The following is a 15,671-nucleotide window of genomic DNA, read 5'->3' on the forward strand; positions in this document are numbered from 1 at the left end:
CTGGTCGGCCACTGTCGGCTTCACCCTCGGGGTCAAGCCCCGAGGCACTCGCCTCGAACCGCCTGTAGAACGCGATGAGGAAGACCCCGGCGACGCCGACCGAGAGCCACTCGGTCCGATCGACGGGACGAAGCCGATCGGTGGCGACGGCCGCGTACCCGAGGACGATCAGGCCCGCGACGCCGTACCGGAGGCCGGCGAACAACAGCGGCGGCACGTACTCGAGACCGACCTCGATCGCGACGAAGGAGGTTCCCCAGCAGAGCGCGAGGATCGAGAACAACACCAGATCTCCGTATCCGGACCGAAAGAGCGCGCGTCGAATCATGAAACGTTCGAAATCAGTCGCTGTACTTAGACCCTTCTACAACAGCACTCTCGAGATCGGATGCAAAATCACACATATGAATTCGATCCGAAACGGTCCCTGGAAAGAGGGGTTACTATTAGAGAAAGGTCCAACTTCGAGTTCGGGATTCGAAACGCCGATGACGCTCTCGGCCGAACTCGAGGTATGGACGACCGCGACGTGCGCCTGCTGAAAGCGATCGCCGAGCGGGAAACCGGGAGCCCCGAGGCGCTCCACGAGGCGACGGGCATCCCGGTGTCGACGATCCACTACCGGCTCAACAACCTCCGCGATGAGGGAATCATCGCTAACGACCGCTACGAGATCGACCTCGAGGAGCTCGGCCTCGACGTCACCGTCATCGTCGAGATCCACGCCGATTACCGGGGCTCCTACGAGGAGTTCGCCGACCGCCTGCTGACCGTCGAGGGGGTGACGAACGTCTACTTCACGATGGGCGAGACCGACTTCATCGTCGTCGCCCGCCTCAGCGAGAGCGGGATGGTCGAGCGGTTGATCGCCGAGTTCGAACAGCTCGAGGGCGTTGACCGCACCGACTCGACGTTCGTCATCTCGGCGATCGAGGAGCGCGAAGCCCTCCAGAGCTACGAACTCGAGACGCTGCTCGAGGAGCTGGTCGACTGAGCGGGTCCGATATCACGGCGGAGCGCTCGTCCGCGGGGAAAGGCGAGGTTACGCGCGCTTCTGAATCTCCTCGCGCAGCAACTGGCTCACGAGGTCGCCGTCGGCCTTCCCGCGCAGTGCGCCCATGCACTCGCCCATCAGTCCGGAGAAAGCCTGCATGCCCTCCTCTTCGACCTGCGCTTCGTTGCGCTCGACGACCTCGACGACGGCCTCGCGGACCTCCGCCTCGTCGGCCCCGCCGAGGCCTTCCTCCTCGGCCGCTTCCTCGGGCGTTCGATCGGGCTCCTCGGCGAGCGACGCGAGCAGGTCACCCACGCCCTCGTTGGGCAGGTCGCCGTCCTCGACCAGCTCGAGCACGCCCCGCAGATGCTCGTCCTCGAGGTTCTCGACGGGTACGTCGTCCCGTCGCAGCTCGGTCAGCGTCGACTCGAGGGTCGACGCCGCGAGCGTCGGATCGACGCCGTCGGCGACGACGTCCTCGAACAGCGGCATGTGCTGGCCGTAGGCCACCTGCTCGGCCAGCCCCGCGCCGAGGTCGTACTCCTCCTGGTAGCGTTCGACCTTCTCGGTCAGCAGTTCGGGTTCGGACACCTCGCTCGGGTCGGGATCGACGGGCTGCACGTCCGTCTCGGGGTACATCCGCGCCGCCCCGGGCAGCGGACGCAGGTACCGCGTCGTCCCGTCGTCGTTCGCGCCGCGGGTCTCCTCGGGGACGCCCTCGAGGGCGGTCGCCGCGCGCTCGGCGACGGCTTCGATCGCCGATTCGGCGGTCGCGGTGTCGTCGGCGACGATCGCCACCGCGTCCTCCGGGTCCGCACCCACGGCCTCGCGAAGGTCCGCGACCTCCTCGTCGGTGACGCCGTAGGCGGGCAGCTCGTCGGTGTGGAAGATCCCGCCCGCGCCGTGGCGCTTGGCGTGATCCGAGAGTTCGGTTCCCAGCCGGCGATCGGGAGCGATCTCGCGGCCGACGAGACCGTCGAACCCCTCGAGGAGAACCGCCGTCACGGATCCTCCCGAACGCAGCGCACTGCCGATGACGCCGCTGTCGGTGTCCTCGAAGACGTCAGTCACGTCCCGCGACTCTCCCACGGCGGCCTCGCGCTCGGCCAGCTCGTCGGCGATCTCGACGAGTTCGACCTGCCGGGCGGCCTCGGTGCGGACGATGTCGTCGATGTCGTCGAGACTCTGGACGCCCTTGATCTCGACGCGGGCGCCCTCGGCGATCGAGACGTTGACGTCCTGGCGGATCGTCCCCAGGCCGCGCCTTACCTTCCCCGTCGAGCGAAGCAGCATGCCGATGCGCTCGGCGGCTTCCAGGGCCTGCTCGGGCGTCGAGATATCAGGCGAGGTACCGATCTCGACCAGCGGAATCCCCAGCCGATCCAGGCTGTAGCGAACGCCGTCGTCGGTCTCCGCGACCCGCTGGGCGCTTTCCTCCTCGAGCAGGAGGTCCTCGATTCCGACCGCGCCCTCGCTGGTCTCGATCTCGCCGTCGGTGGCGATCAGCGTCGAGCGCTGGAAGCCCGACGTGTTCGAGCCGTCGACGACCAGCTTTCGCATGACGTGGGCCCGATCGACCGGGCGCATCTCCATGAGCTGGGCGATCTCGAGGGTCGTCTCGAGCGCTTCGTCGTCCAGCTCGTGGGGCGGCTCGTCGTCCTCCTCGACGAGGCAGGTCGAGTCGTACGCGAGGTACTCGAACTCGCGGTCGACCTTGCTCTCCTCTAAGGCGGCCTCGTCGATCTCGCCCAGCTCGCTGCGCGTGGGGTGGAGATACCGGGTGAAGCGCCGCGTCGACTCCTCGGGTTCGCGCAGGTCGGTCGGACACTGGCAGAACAGCTTCGTCGCCGTGTCGAGTTGCTGGTGGATCTCCAGCCCGGCGACGAGTCCGAGCTCGTCGTAGTCGTACTCGGTCATTGGCCCCCACTCGGGGGCGCGGGGGTAAAAAACCGTTCAGTCCGGTTCGGTACGGACCGTTCCCGGCTAGCAGTCGTCGTCGGATCGGTTGCCGTCGTGTTCGTGTTCGTGATCGCGGTCGCGGTCGTGCCCGTTGTCCGAACCGCCGTCGTCGCCCGACTCGTCCGCCTCGTCGTTGCGCTCGCCGACGTCGCCGCGCATCGAGTCGGGGTGGTGTTCGCAGTAGTACTCGGCGGCGGAGTCGTCGGCGTCGACCGTCATCGAGACCGCCTCGCCGGGCGTCTCCGTCTCCTCGGAGACCTCGAGCTGTTCGCCGTCCGCGTCCTCGAGGGCCAGGTTGTGCAAAGCGCCGTCCAGGTTGATCCAGACGATCTCGATCTCTCCGTCGGATCCGAGGTCGAGCGTCGGGTTCTCCTCTCCCTCGATCTCCGGGGGCTCGAGGCCGTACCAGTACGAGGAGCGGGCGCCGAGGATGACGGTCTGTTCGGCCTCATCGCCCGCGTCGTCCTCGGAATCGTCCTCGTCGTCTCCCCCGTCCTGTGCCGCGGCGATCCCGGTTCCGCCCGCCGCGAGCGCGAGCGCGGCGAGTTGAAGCGTCCGCCGTCGGGTCTGACCGGTGTCGAGTGCCATACCAGTATTCCGGAATCGTCGCTCCAAAAGGGAGTAGCGTCGTTTCGGGAACAGTGCGCCGTTAGACGGTGAAACCGCCGCGATGGCGGCCGGGCAGCGGCCGGTTGTCCGGTGGCTCGATCGGGGGCGCAGTGCGGTCGAATCCCGCTTCAGTCTCCGTATCCGAACCGCAACGACGGCGGCGAGATCGAACCGCCGGAGCGACGGTCGTTCGGATCCGTCCGCCCGCTACCCCGCGGTAGTCCCGGCCCGCCCGGCGCTAATCCTCCGTTGCGCCGAGGACCGACGACGTCGCGCGCTCGGCGGCCTCGCGTACCGCCTCGAGCACCGCGTCCGGCGACGATTCGATCGCGCCCCGCCTGCAGCGCTCGTAGGCCGATCTGGCGCCCTCGCCCGCGTGATTGCGCTCCGCGAAGGGGCGTCGCTCCACGACGACCAGTCCGGGCGTCCCCCGCAGCTCCTCGAGCAGCGCCCGGTTTCCGGCGGCGACCTCGAGGTCGGCAACGACCGTCGCGTCGGCGGCCGCCACCGCCCGTCGCACCGCGTCGAGATCCCCGGCCCCGAGCGGAGCGAAGGGCTCGACGTCGAGCGTCTCGAGGCCCTGCCCGCGGGCGACCTCGCCAGCGACGTCGCCGCCGGAAACCGGCCCCGCGGTGCACTCGAGGCCGGCGGCCGCCAGCCGCGAGAGGACGGTCGCGGCGGTCGCGCCGCTTCCGACGACGTGGACTCGCGCCGGTTCGGGCGGCCCGTCGGCGTCGGGAAGCGCGGTCACGGTCGGCGATCCGGTCACGGGGTTTTCGGTCACCGCCGCGGTCACGTCGAACGCGGCGGCGAGGACGTCCCGGTTCAACACCGCCTCGGGCGACCCCGCCTCGAGCACCCGTCCGCCAGCGAGGGCGACGAGTCGATCGCAGTAGCGCGCGGCCAGGTTCAGGTCGTGGATCGCGGCGACGACGGTGCGCCCCTCCGAGACGAGTTCGCGGACGAGCTCGAGGGTCTCGACCTGGTGGTTGACGTCGAGGCTCGCCGTCGGCTCGTCGAGCAGGAGGACGGGCGTCTCCTGGGCGATCGCCCGCGCGAGCACGACCCGCTGGCGCTCCCCGCCGCTGACCTCGTCGATCGGACGGTCGGCGAACTTCGCGGTTCGCGTGCGCTCGAGGGCGCGATCGACCGCCGCGCGGTCGGCCTCGTCCGGCGGCGAAAAGCGCGATCGGTGGGGGTATCGCCCCATCTCGACGACGGTTCGGACGTCGAACGAAAAGGAGAGGGTCGTATCCTGCGGAACGACCGCGACCAGCCGGCTTGCGGCCTTCGACGGGCGGTCGTGGAGGGCGGCGTCGTCGACGGCAACCGATCCCCGCGTCGGCTCGAGCGCGCCGCTTACCGCCCGCAGCAGCGTCGTCTTTCCGGCCCCGTTGGGACCGACCAGGCCGACGAACTCCCCCGGCTCGACGGTCAGGGAGACGTCCTCGAGGACGTCGACCTCGCCCAGCGAGACGGCGACGTCCTCGACCTCGAGGCGCGCGCCGTCGGTCGCGGGTGGCGTCTCGGTCACAGCGCGTGCACCTCCCGGTTCGTCAACAGGTAGAGGAAGAAGGGCGCCCCCACGGTCGCGGTGACGATGCCGACGGGGACGACCGGCAGTCCGAAGGCGCCGACGCGGGCGACGGTGTCGGCGATCACGAGGAAGGAAGCCCCCGCGAGCGCGCTCGTCGGCAGCAGGATGCGGTGGTCGGGGCCGACGATCAGGCGCATCACGTGGGGGACGACGAGGCCGACGAAGCCGACGACCCCGGCGACGGCGACCCCGGCGGCGGTGACGACACTCGCCAGCGCGAGCAGGAGGAGCTTGGTCCGCTCGACGTCGACGCCGAGGTGGTGGGCGTCCTCCTCGCCGAGCAGGAGGACGTTCATCTCGCGGGTGTAGGCGCCAAGCACGAGCACGCCGACGACGGTGACGGGCAGCGCGAAGCCGACGTCCCCCCAGGTGCTGCGATTGAGGTGGCCCATCATCCAGACGACGGCCTCACGAAGGTTCTCGCCGCTGTGGACGACCAGAAACGAGATCACCGCTCCGAGGAACGCCTGGATCGCGACCCCCGCGAGCAGTAGCGTCGCAACCGGCGTCCGGCCGCCCTCGGTCGCGATGGCGTAGACGAGGAAGGCGGTGACTAACGCGCCGACGAACGCCGGCAGGTGGACGCTCCCGATCGGCACCAGCGCCGGGAACGCGATGGTGGCGACGGCCCCGACCGCGGCCCCCGAGGAGACGCCGATGATCGACGGATCGGCCAGCGGGTTTCGGAAGAAGCCCTGCATGACCGTCCCCGCGGCCGCGAGCGCGAATCCGACGGTCGCCGCCAGCAGGATGCGCGGGAGCCTGACGTCCGCGACGATCGTCTGATGGGTCGCCGGCACCTCGTGGGCGCCGATTCCCGCGAGGTTGAGGATCGCCCGCGAGACGGTCAGCGGATCGATCCGAACCGGTCCGAGCGCGGCGCTCCCGACGACGGCACAGACCAGCAGCGCCGAGAGCGCGATCGACCACGAGGCGAGACGGCCCGGACGGAACACGGCTGAAATCTCGCTTGCAGTAGGCAAATATTTGTTGGAGTAGGTGGCACGCTTCGATCGATGCGAAACACACTGATCGTACTCGTCGCCGCGTTGACCGCGCTCGCCGCGTTCGCACCCGCCGCAGCCGCGGGGGGGACGACGGCGACCGCCGCACAGATGGACCCGACCTGCGAGTTCCCGTTCGAGGGAGAAGACGCGACCGGGGAGACCGTAACCGTCGAGGAGGAGCCCGAGTCGGTCGTCGCCCTCCAGCCCAGCGACGCCCAGGTCATGCACGAGATCGGCGCCGAGGAGAAGGTCACGGGCATGCCCGTCGGCCAGTACACCGACTACCTCGAGGCCGACGAGAGTCTGGACATCACCGAGGATGACGGCGTCACGCCCGTCGCCGAGGAGGTCATCGACCGCGACCCCGACGTCGTCCTCGCGGCCAACGCCCTGCAGGGCGACGACGTCATCGATCAGCTTCGCGAGGCGGGGCTGACGGTCTACGTCTTCCCGACCGAACAGTCCCTCGACGGGGTCGCCGAGAACGTCCGGCTCACCGGCGAGATCGTCGGCGAGTGCGAGGGCGCCCAGGAGAGCCTCGAGGGGATGAACGACCGCCTCGCGGTCATCGAGGAGGCGGTCTCGGACGTCGACCGTCCGCTGGCCTACTACGCGATGGGCGGCGGGTTCACCGCCGGCGAGGGAACCTTCCAGCACGAGATCCTGACGACCGCCGGCCTCGAGAACCTCGGCGCGGAGGCCGGTATCGAGGGCTGGGCGGAGATCAGCGCGGAGACAGTCGTCGAGGAGGATCCCGAGTGGATCGTCTACGGCGACTCCGCCGAGGAGCCCCCGGTCGCCGAGGCCGTGCGGGGAACGACCGCCTACCAGGAGGACCGACTCGTCGCGGTCGACGACCAGTTCATGAGCCAGCCCGGCCCGCTCGTCGTCGAGGCGATCGAGCAGATCGTCCAGGCGGTCCACCCCGACGCCTACGCCGACGCGGCCGAGCAGCTCGAGGACGACGGGAACGAGACGAACGACACCGGAGCCGACGGATCGAACGGCTCGGACGGCGGGAGCGAGGCGGGCGGCGACTCGATCCCCGGCCTCGGGGTTCCCGCGGCCGTCGCCGCGCTCGTCGCCGCGCTCGCCGGACTCGCCCGCCGTCGGTAACGTCGATCCGGTCGCCGACAGACCGAACCACCCGCGCTCGCGGCGAGTCCTCGAGCGCGAACCGACCGTTTTTGAAAAGTGTTTACCGGGAGGGGTTCGGAGACGAGGATATGGTCGAGAACGTCATCTGGCCCGCCTATCTCGACGCGGAGCTCTCCCGGGCCGAGGGCAGACGCGTCGCCGAGGACCTGGCGGTCGAGGAGCCGACGGTCGACGAGATCGCGAAGGCCGTCCAGCAGATCGGCTACGACGCGACGATCGAGCGCGAGAAGTCCTACTCCCGGGAGCACTGGGCCGACCGGGGCCGGGTCGTCGTCCGGGGATCCGACGACTCGAAGAACGACCTCGTCCAGGCCGTCGCGGCGTACGTCGTCGCGATGCGGGAGTGATGCGCCGGGTCGGTCAGGTCGTCCGCACCGCCCAGGGGCTCGCGATCCTGCGGGCGAACCCCGACGCCGACGACGACCGCCTCCGCGAGGAGATCGGGACGATGGTGCTCGACGACTCCCTCGAGTCGGTCGGTCGCGTCGTCGACGTCTTCGGCCCCGTCGACGGCCCCTACCTGGCGGTGACGCCCGACGACGACGTTCACCTTCCGACGCTGGTCGGGGCGTCGCTGTACGCACGCTGAGTCGCCGGGACCGAGCCGCGAGCGTTCGACGCCGCTCGCTCGGTGACCCAACGAAAAGCACCAAGAGGAGCGGGTGCGAACGCCGCGGCATGGACCACCGGACCCGGGTGCTCGCGGCCGTCGGAACGACGGTGTTGCTCTTTCTGGCCGTCCAGCTCGGCGCGCTGGCGCTGATCGAGCCGTTCCACGACGCCGACCGCCAGGCCGTCGAGGATCCCGGGAACCCGACCAACAGCCTCGTCTACTTCGCGGTCATCCTCGTCGCGACCGGGTTCATGCTCGCGACCTTCCGGTACGACCTCGAGTGGATCGTCAGGGCGCTGGTCGTCGGCGTGAGCGTGATGCTCGCGTGGTTCGTCCTCACCGAACTCGTGCCCCCGGTCGTGACGGCGGGGTCGATGAACGTCCTCGCCGTCGCCGCCGCCCTCGGCGTCGGCGCGGCGCTGGTTCTCTACCCGGAGTGGTACGTCATCGACGCCACCGGGGTGTTGATGGGAGCCGGCGCCGCGGCGCTGTTCGGGATCAGCTTCGGGCTCCTGCCCGCGTTGCTGTTGCTCGCGGGACTGGCGATCTACGACGCCGTCAGCGTCTACCGGACCGAGCACATGCTCGACCTCGCCGCGGGGGTGATGGACCTCAAGATCCCCGTCGTACTGGTCGTCCCGACGACGCTGTCGTACTCCTACCTCGCGGACGGCGAGGGCGCCGATCCCGACGCGTCCGACCCCGACGCGAGCGGCGGCGGCGAGGCGAACCCGAGCGACGGAGATTCGGTCCCCGAGGACGATCCCGCCGCAGACGCCGGCCGCGACGCCCTGTTCATCGGGCTCGGCGACGCCATCATCCCGACGATCCTGGTCGCCAGCGCCGCCTACTTCCTCGAGGCCGGAGCGCTGTCGGTACCGGGCATCGCGCTGAACCTGCCGGCGCTGGGCGCGATCGTCGGCACGCTCGCCGGGCTGGTCGTGCTCATGGGAATGGTGCTGAAGGGCCGTCCCCACGCCGGCCTGCCCTTGCTCAACGGCGGCGCGATCGGGGGCTACCTGCTGGGTGCGCTCGCCAGCGGTGTCCCGATCGCGGCCGCGCTCGGCCTCTAGCCCGCCAGCGGATCCGACTCCTCGCGGCTGTCGACGATCTCGGCGTCGACGTCGTCGCCGTGTTCGATCCCCTGGACCATGACGTCGATCCGATCCCGCTCGGAGTCGATCGGCAGCCCCTCGAGGTCGGGATAGACGCCGACGATCACGAGATGGTCCCCGCCGGCCTCGTGGCGGGCGACGTCGAGCAGGACGTCGACCGTGCGCTCGCCCTGTAGCTCGGCCTCGCCCTCGAAGGTCTCGAGGACGACGGTGTCCTCGAGCGCGGCGACCGAGCGCTCGCCCGTCGAGTCCCCGACGGTGAGTTCCTCGTACTGACCCTGGACCTCCCGGGCGATCTCTGCGGCTCCCATCTCGCCGACCGGGTTGAACTCCTCGCCCGCGACACCGACCTGCGGCGTCGCGATGACCGCGAAGACGCCGGCCTCGACGCTCCCCCCGAAGATATCGAGCGGAAGGTCGATCGTCCGGACGTACTCGGAGCCGTAGCTGGTCACCTCGATCTCCTGGCCGGCGACCGACTCGGTGGTGACGATCTCCTCGGTCCCCTGGTACTCGTACCCCGTCTCGTCGGTCGTGCTCTCGGCGACGATCGCCGGCGACGCCGAAAACGTCGTCGCGTCCTCGAGGAGGCCGCCGAGACATCCCGCCGAGAGGGCGACCCCGCCGACCGCGCCCGCGGCGACGAACTGTCGTCTCTGCATGGTACCCCGATAGTTCGGCCTCGCGGCAATAAGTAGCGCGGCCGGCTCGAGCCGGTCGGTTTCCGGGCAAGTTCCTCGACGCTCGAACACGAAATTCGGTATCGCGACCTGGAGTTTACGCGGTGCGATACGGACGGTCCTCGAGCGATCGCTCGACGCTCGCGGAACGCGATCCCGGGAATCGCTGTGGCGGGAGAAACGGTGATCGAGGCCGGCTACTCGCCCGGGAGCCGGAAGCTCGGTCCCTCGTCGGTGTCCTGAACCTCGACGCCGAGCGCCTCGAGTTCGTCCCGGAGCTCGTCGGCCCGCTCGTAGTTGCCCGCCTCGCGTTCTCGCTCGCGCACGCCGAGAACGAGTTCGACGACGTCGCCGGCCAGTTCCGCGCTGCCGTCGGTCTCGCCCGCGAAGGACAGCCCGAGTACGTCGCCGAGTTCCTCGAGGGTCTCGACGGCCCGCCGCAGTCCGCGGTAGTCCATCTGCTCGTCTCCGCCGTCCTCGAGGTGGCGGTTGATCGCCGTCGCAACCTCGAGCAGCGCGGACTGGGCCTCGCGGGTGTTGAAGTCGTCGTTCATCGCCTCGGTGAATGCCTCGCGGGCGTCGGCGACGTCCTCGCGGAGCCCGTCGTCGTCGACCTTCGCACTCGCGTTCGGCGAGTCGATCGCCGCGGTCGCGGCCTCGTGGGCGCGCTCGAGGCGGTCCCACCGTTCCTCGGCCTCGGCGATCGTCTCGTCGGAGTACAGCTGCTGGCTGTTGTACGAGCCCGCGGTGAGGAACGTGCGCACGACGTTCGTTCCCCAGCGGTCGACGGCCTCGGCGACGGTGACGAAGTTGCCCAGGCTCGAGGACATCTTCTCCTCGTCCATCTGGAACAGCTCGCAGTGGAGCCAGTACTTCGCGAACTGCTGGCCCGTCGCGGCCTCGGACTGGGCGATCTCGTTTTCGTGGTGGGGGAAAACGAGGTCGCGGCCGCCGACGTGGACGTCGAGCGTGTCGCCGAGGTGGGTCGTGCTCATCGCCGAGCACTCGATGTGCCACCCGGGTCGGCCCTCGCCCCACGGCGAGTCCCAGGTCTGGGCGGTCTCGCAGGCCTCCGCGGCGGGCGCGGCTCCCTCGTGGCGGTGTTCCTCGATCGCGTCGGCGTCGACGCCGTCGGCCTTCCAGAGCGCGAAGTCCGCGGGGTGGCGCTTCTCCGAGCGCTCGTCGGGGTCGCCCTGGGACTCGATCTCCTCGAGGGCCTGGTTCGAGAGCTTGCCGTACTCCTCGAAGTTGGTGACGTCGAAGTAGACCGACCCGTTGGACTCGTAGGCGTAGTCCTTCTCCATCAGGGTCTCGACGAGGTCGACGATCTCGGGGACGTGCTCGGAGACGCGGGGGTAGACCTCCGCCCGCAGGAGGTTCAGCGAGCGCATGTCCGCGAGGGTGCGCTCGATGTAGTTCTCGGCGACTTCCGCCTCGTCCTCACCGAGGTCGTCCTCGCCGACGCGGGCGACGATCTTCTCGTTGACGTCGGTGAAGTTCTCGACGTGGCGGACCCCGTAGCCGAGGTGTTCGAGCCAGCGGTGCATGACGTCGACGTGGACCCACGAGCGGGCGTGGCCCAGGTGGGGCGGGTCCGACACCGTCAGGCCGCAGTAGTAGAGGAGGACGTCGTCGGGATCCTGCGGCTCGAACGGCTCGGTATCGCCCGTCAACGTGTTCGTCACGTGCAGGGTCATTGCCCCGAGTTTTCCCCGGACGGCAGTTAAGCAGTGCGGTGACCGCCGACTCCGAACCCCGTTACCCGTCGGCCCGCTCCTCAAGGAAGGTCGCGGCCCGCCTCTCGCCCTCCTCGACGAGGGCTTCGAGAAACGCCGGATCGCGGTCGAGCTTCGTCGTCCGGTCGTACCCGGAGAGTTCGATGCGTTCGATCGCCGTCGTCGTGTAGTCGGGGTGCTCGAGGTAGCCACCGTCGATCCACTCGTTGACCCGCTCGATCGTCCGGAGCTCGTTGTTCAGCGAGATGTTGCCCGCCAGCTCGTTTCGTCGGTCTGCGATCTCGGAGAGCGAGGACGGTCGTTCGGGATCGACCTGCGGGTTGATCTGGATCACCCACAGCTCGTCGGGGGTTCGGTCCCCCGGAACCGAGACCAGGTCCTTGACGGGCGGGTTCTGCGAGAGCAACCCGTCCCAGTAGTGACGGCCGTCGATCTCGACGGCCTCGAACAGCCCCGGTACCGCCGCCGAGGCGAGGACGGCGTCGACGGTGACGTCCTCGTTGACGAAGGTCTCGAACTTGCCGACGTTGAGGTCGACGGCGCCGACGACGAGCTCCGGAACCTCGGCGGCACAGAGCTCCGGAATCGCCTCGAAGTCGACGTGGCGCTCGAGGATGCGCCCGAGGCGTCGCTGTCCCGCCCTCGCGGCCGGCGAGTGGCGCGGGTTGACCTCCGGCAGGCCGACGCCGGTGCTCGCGATCCGGGCGTACGCTCGAACCCAACCGTTGAGCAGCCGATCGGCTGGGTCACTGGCCGCGATATCGTCCCACAGCGCGTCGAGGGTCTCGATCGCCGTCGACTCGTCGCCGACGACGGCGCCGTACCAGACCGCCAGCGCGTTGAACGCGCCGCCGGAGCTACCGCTGATCCCGACCAGCTCGAACGTCTCGTCGCGTTCGGGCCACTGCGAGAGCAGCTCACGGAGCACGCCCGCGGTGAACGCCGTGTGGCTCCCGCCGCCCTGGCAGGCGATCGCGACCCGCGTTCGATCGTCACCCATCCGCCACCTCCTCGAGTCCGGCGCCGTCGGACGATCCCTCGAGCCGTCGACTGCGACGATCGGATCGCGGTCGGTTCGGTACCATCGACGAACGTCCGCCGAACGGGCACAAATAGGTTTCCGACAGTCGAACCTACGCCTCCGGAACCGCCTCGAGCGCCGCCTCGACGGTCCGCAGGGCGTCGACGCCGTCGCGGTCGTCGACGACGAGCATCATGGTGCCCTCGCCGACGCCGGCCGCGATCGGCTCGATCCCGTCGCTCTCGAGGCGCCCGAGCGCGGCCCCGAGGGCGGTCGCGTCGACGTCGCCCGTGGCCGCGATCGCCGTGAGCTCCCCGCCGTCGGATCGAAACGACGTGCCGCCGACGGCCAGCAGCGCCGTTTCGTGCTTGGCGCCGTCGATCGGAGCCGGCGTGATCCCTCGTTCCATCCTGACGCGCACGTCTCGAGCGTCGGTCTCGTAGGGCGGGAGTTCCTCGGCATAGCGACGGATCGCGGTCGCGACCGCGTCGGTCTCGCCGTCGACGTCGAGGTACCGGGCTGCCGCGGTGTAGTTGACGACTCCAGCCCGCAGTGCGGTGACGAGAAACGGGTTCCCGTCGACGGCTCGGCGCGTTTCGCTCGCGAGCGACATAGCTGTAGGTGTCACACGCGACCGGGGAGGGATAAGCATCGTGGTCGCGCCGGAGCAGTCCTCGACCGCGGCGTTTTTGCCGCGAGCCCCCCTCGAGTCGGATATGCAACCGGAGGACGTCGAGGCAGTGATCGAGTCCGAACTCGAGGGTGCGCAGGCGACCGTCACGCACGCGCGGGACGAACACGACGACGACCACCTCGCGGCGACGGTCGTCTCGCCGACCTTCACGGACCAGTCGCTGGTCCAGCAACACCAGCAGGTCTACGACGCGCTCGAGGACCACATGACGACCGACATCCACGCCCTCGAACTGTCGACGTACACGCCTGAGGAGTACGACGAACTCGAGTAACCCGCCCCGGAGACCGCGGAAACGACCGACCCGAGCGACGGCCCCGTCGCTCGGTCCCGCGCGAGCGACCCCCGGCCGACGCCGGCCCCTCCGCGGACTCCACTTCGTTCCTGCCATTTTTGTCGAATAACCAATGGGTTTATGGAGCGGTTGAAAGAACGACTCGGCATGGAACCCCTCCACCCGCGAATCAGGATCGTCTGGGTCGTCCGCGCGGTGCTCGTCGCCGCCGCGCTCGCCGTCGCCGTCGCGGCCGCCCAGCGGTGGCTCGTCGACTCCCTCCCGTCGGCCGCGGCCGTCGGCGTCGGCCTCCTCCTGGCTCTCGTCGGCATCGCCCACGCCCTCCTGCTGTTCACCAACTGGGGCTTCGAACTCCAGGACGACGCGCTCTACCTCGAGCGCGGCGTCGTCACGGTCGTCGAGACGTCGGTGCCGTTCGTCCGCGTCCAGCACGTCGACACCCAGTTCGGCCCGATCGAGCGGGCGCTCGGCCTCTCGAGCGTCGTGGTCTACACGGCCGGCTCGCGCAACGCCGACGTTCGGATCCCCGGCCTGACGCCCGACCGCGCCCGGAGCCTGCAGAACACGCTCCGCGACCTGGCCGTCGAGAGCGAGGCCGAGGACGCGGTATGAATCGGCTCCACCCGCTCAGCGGCGCCGCGACCGCGCTCCACCGCGGCGTGGCCGGCGGTTCGGTCCCGTTCTTTCTGGTGAGTATACTCTCCGGCGTCTTCGACGCCGTCGAGGTCGGCTGGGTGTTCTTCCTCGCCCCGGTGGGTTTCGTCGTCGGCGTCGCCTACGGCGCCGCGTACTACTACCGGTTCGGGTACGAACTCGCCGCGGACACGTTCGACATTCGGTCCGGCGTCCTCTCGCGGCGCTCGCGCGAGATCCCGCTCCGGCGGATCCAGAACGTGGACATCTCGCAGGGAATCGTCCAGCGGCTCCTCGGAGTCGCCGTCGTCCGGATCGAGACGGCGGGGGGCGGGGAGACCGAGGCCGAACTCGCCTTCGTCGCCGACGACGAGGCGACCCGCCTCCAGCGCGAGATCCGCCGTCTGACCGCCGAGCAACACGCCGAGGCTCCCGACGCACGATCGTCCGAGACCGACGCGGAGTCGACCGCGGACCGCGCGGAGTCGACGGGGGCCGACCCCGACCCGCGGCCGACGCTGCTGTTCGACCTCGAGGTGCGGGAGTTGCTGTTGCTCTCGCTGTCCTCGGTCAGTCTCTCGGGGGCGACCCTGCTCCCGCTCGCGTTCGTCGTCGCCGGCGACGCGGTAGTCGACCTGCTCGTCTCGCTGGCGGAACCGCTGGGCGGGCCCGCGGACCTCGACGACGCGTCCGCACCCCAGTACGGCCTGTTCGCCGTCGTCTCGATCCTCTACGGCGCGCTCGCCGCCTACCTGCTCGGGGCGGCCTACACGTTCGCCACGTACTACGACTTCCGGTTGGGGTCGACGGGCGACGACCTCGTCTACGAGCGGGGGTTGCTCCAGCGCTACAGCGGGTCGATCCCGGTCGACAAGATCCAGACGTTCTCGATCGTCGAGAACCCGATCCAGCGCGCGATCGGGTACGCCGGCCTCCGGATCGAGACGGCGGGTCACGGACCGGACGGGAGCGCGGGGAGCCAGTCTGCGGTCCCGCTGGCCCGGCGCCGCCGCGTCGAGGGCTTCCTCGAGCGGGCGACCGGGCTCGAGGCGCCGTCGTTCACCCGTCCCCCGACGCTCGCCCGTCGGCGGTACGTCGCCCGCTACTCGCTGCTGGCGGCCGCGGTCGTCGCCGCCGCCTTCGGCGTCTCCCGCGTCTGGACGATCCCCTACTGGTACGCGAGCGCGCTCGCGTTCGCGGGCGCGCCGATCGCCGCGCACCTGCGCTGGCGCAACCTCGGCTACGCCGTCGACGACGACCACCTCCTCGTCCGGGCGGGGTTCTGGCGCCGGCGCACGCACGCGATCCCCTACTACCGCGTCCAGACCGTCTCGACGCGGCGATCGATCTTCCAGCGCCGGCTCGGGCTGGGATCGGTGGTGGTCGACACCGCCAGCTCGCGGACGTTCGCCCGGGGAACGCCGACGGTCCACGACCTCGAGGTGACGGACGCGCGGGCGATTCACGAGGAAACGCGGGCCCGCCTCGAGGCGGCCCGTCGGAGCCGCGGCGCCGAGGGGCGCGAACTTTCGGTTACTTTTTCCTGACCGGTCGCGACTC

The 15,671-nt window shown here is 69.9% G+C and carries 17 protein-coding genes; 8 read left to right on the forward strand and 9 right to left on the reverse strand.

Annotation, left to right across the window (positions count from 1 at the left end):
• The coding region (locus GWG54_RS13245) for an EamA family transporter (RefSeq protein ID WP_245242808.1) at positions 1 to 328 on the reverse strand (328 nt) is incomplete at its 3' end.
• Between the two features lie 186 nt (positions 329 to 514).
• Here GWG54_RS13245 and GWG54_RS13250 point away from each other — a divergent pair.
• Positions 515 to 994: an Lrp/AsnC family transcriptional regulator gene (locus GWG54_RS13250; protein WP_167938226.1), complete on the forward strand. Its 480-nt coding sequence runs from the start codon at positions 515 to 517 to the stop codon at positions 992 to 994.
• Positions 995 to 1,042: 48 nt separating this feature from the next.
• Here the strand turns inward: GWG54_RS13250 and gatE are convergent, their stop codons facing one another.
• The 4 genes from gatE to btuC all read right to left on the reverse strand — a co-directional run bounded on the left by gatE (position 1,043) and on the right by btuC (position 6,115).
• Positions 1,043 to 2,911, reverse strand: coding sequence for a Glu-tRNA(Gln) amidotransferase subunit GatE (gatE, locus tag GWG54_RS13255; protein WP_167938227.1), 1,869 nt, complete (start codon positions 2,909 to 2,911; stop codon positions 1,043 to 1,045).
• 66 nt (positions 2,912 to 2,977) lie between these two features.
• A complete protein-coding gene (locus GWG54_RS13260) occupies positions 2,978 to 3,541 on the reverse strand; it encodes a plastocyanin/azurin family copper-binding protein (protein ID WP_167938228.1) in 564 nt (187 codons plus the stop codon).
• A gap of 259 nt (positions 3,542 to 3,800) precedes the next feature.
• Positions 3,801 to 5,096: a heme ABC transporter ATP-binding protein gene (locus tag GWG54_RS13265; RefSeq protein ID WP_167938229.1), complete on the reverse strand. Its 1,296-nt coding sequence runs from the start codon at positions 5,094 to 5,096 to the stop codon at positions 3,801 to 3,803.
• Positions 5,093 to 6,115: a vitamin B12 ABC transporter permease BtuC gene (gene btuC, locus GWG54_RS13270; protein WP_167938230.1), complete on the reverse strand. Its 1,023-nt coding sequence runs from the start codon at positions 6,113 to 6,115 to the stop codon at positions 5,093 to 5,095. Before btuC ends, GWG54_RS13265 begins: the two co-directional genes overlap by 4 nt.
• A gap of 60 nt (positions 6,116 to 6,175) precedes the next feature.
• Between btuC and GWG54_RS13275 the strand changes: the two genes are divergently transcribed.
• From GWG54_RS13275 to GWG54_RS13290, 4 genes are all read left to right on the forward strand, one after another.
• Complete coding sequence (locus GWG54_RS13275; RefSeq protein ID WP_167938231.1) at positions 6,176 to 7,282, forward strand: PGF-CTERM-anchored ABC transporter substrate-binding protein; 1,107 nt, start codon at positions 6,176 to 6,178, stop codon at positions 7,280 to 7,282.
• 110 nt (positions 7,283 to 7,392) lie between these two features.
• On the forward strand, positions 7,393 to 7,671 hold the full coding sequence (srp19, locus tag GWG54_RS13280; protein WP_008425648.1) for a signal recognition particle subunit SRP19: 279 nt from the start codon (positions 7,393 to 7,395) through the stop codon (positions 7,669 to 7,671).
• Positions 7,671 to 7,913 carry an H/ACA ribonucleoprotein complex subunit GAR1 gene (locus GWG54_RS13285; protein ID WP_167938232.1) on the forward strand — a complete coding sequence of 81 codons (243 nt, stop codon included), beginning with the start codon at positions 7,671 to 7,673 and terminating at the stop codon, positions 7,911 to 7,913. The genes srp19 and GWG54_RS13285 overlap by 1 nt, the downstream gene beginning before the upstream one ends.
• Before the next feature lie 89 nt (positions 7,914 to 8,002).
• Positions 8,003 to 9,010 carry a presenilin family intramembrane aspartyl protease PSH gene (locus tag GWG54_RS13290; RefSeq protein WP_167938233.1) on the forward strand — a complete coding sequence of 336 codons (1,008 nt, stop codon included), beginning with the start codon at positions 8,003 to 8,005 and terminating at the stop codon, positions 9,008 to 9,010.
• Here the strand turns inward: GWG54_RS13290 and GWG54_RS13295 are convergent.
• The 4 genes from GWG54_RS13295 to GWG54_RS13310 form a co-directional block, all read right to left on the reverse strand.
• Complete coding sequence (locus tag GWG54_RS13295; protein WP_167938234.1) at positions 9,007 to 9,714, reverse strand: DUF6517 family protein; 708 nt, start codon at positions 9,712 to 9,714, stop codon at positions 9,007 to 9,009. The genes GWG54_RS13290 and GWG54_RS13295 overlap by 4 nt on opposite strands.
• 215 nt (positions 9,715 to 9,929) lie before the next feature.
• Positions 9,930 to 11,429: a cysteine--tRNA ligase gene (gene cysS, locus GWG54_RS13300; RefSeq protein WP_167938235.1), complete on the reverse strand. Its 1,500-nt coding sequence runs from the start codon at positions 11,427 to 11,429 to the stop codon at positions 9,930 to 9,932.
• A gap of 61 nt (positions 11,430 to 11,490) precedes the next feature.
• Entirely contained in the window at positions 11,491 to 12,468 is a 978-nt protein-coding gene (locus GWG54_RS13305) for a patatin-like phospholipase family protein (RefSeq protein WP_167938236.1), read from the reverse strand.
• 133 nt (positions 12,469 to 12,601) lie between these two features.
• Complete coding sequence (locus GWG54_RS13310; protein WP_008425658.1) at positions 12,602 to 13,102, reverse strand: hypothetical protein; 501 nt, start codon at positions 13,100 to 13,102, stop codon at positions 12,602 to 12,604.
• 103 nt (positions 13,103 to 13,205) lie between these two features.
• Between GWG54_RS13310 and GWG54_RS13315 the strand changes: the two genes are divergently transcribed.
• From GWG54_RS13315 to GWG54_RS13325, 3 genes are all read left to right on the forward strand, one after another.
• Positions 13,206 to 13,457 (forward strand): BolA family protein, encoded by a 252-nt coding sequence (locus GWG54_RS13315; RefSeq protein ID WP_167938237.1) that lies wholly within the window; start codon positions 13,206 to 13,208, stop codon positions 13,455 to 13,457.
• A gap of 168 nt (positions 13,458 to 13,625) precedes the next feature.
• Positions 13,626 to 14,090, forward strand: coding sequence for a PH domain-containing protein (locus GWG54_RS13320; protein ID WP_167938238.1), 465 nt, complete (start codon positions 13,626 to 13,628; stop codon positions 14,088 to 14,090).
• Positions 14,087 to 15,658 carry a PH domain-containing protein gene (locus GWG54_RS13325; protein WP_167938239.1) on the forward strand — a complete coding sequence of 524 codons (1,572 nt, stop codon included), beginning with the start codon at positions 14,087 to 14,089 and terminating at the stop codon, positions 15,656 to 15,658. Before GWG54_RS13320 ends, GWG54_RS13325 begins: the two co-directional genes overlap by 4 nt.
• Positions 15,659 to 15,671: the final 13 nt, after the last annotated feature.

The organism is Natronococcus sp. JC468 (genome assembly GCF_012163165.1).
Classification (GTDB): Archaea; Halobacteriota; Halobacteria; order Halobacteriales; family Natrialbaceae; genus Natronococcus; species Natronococcus jeotgali.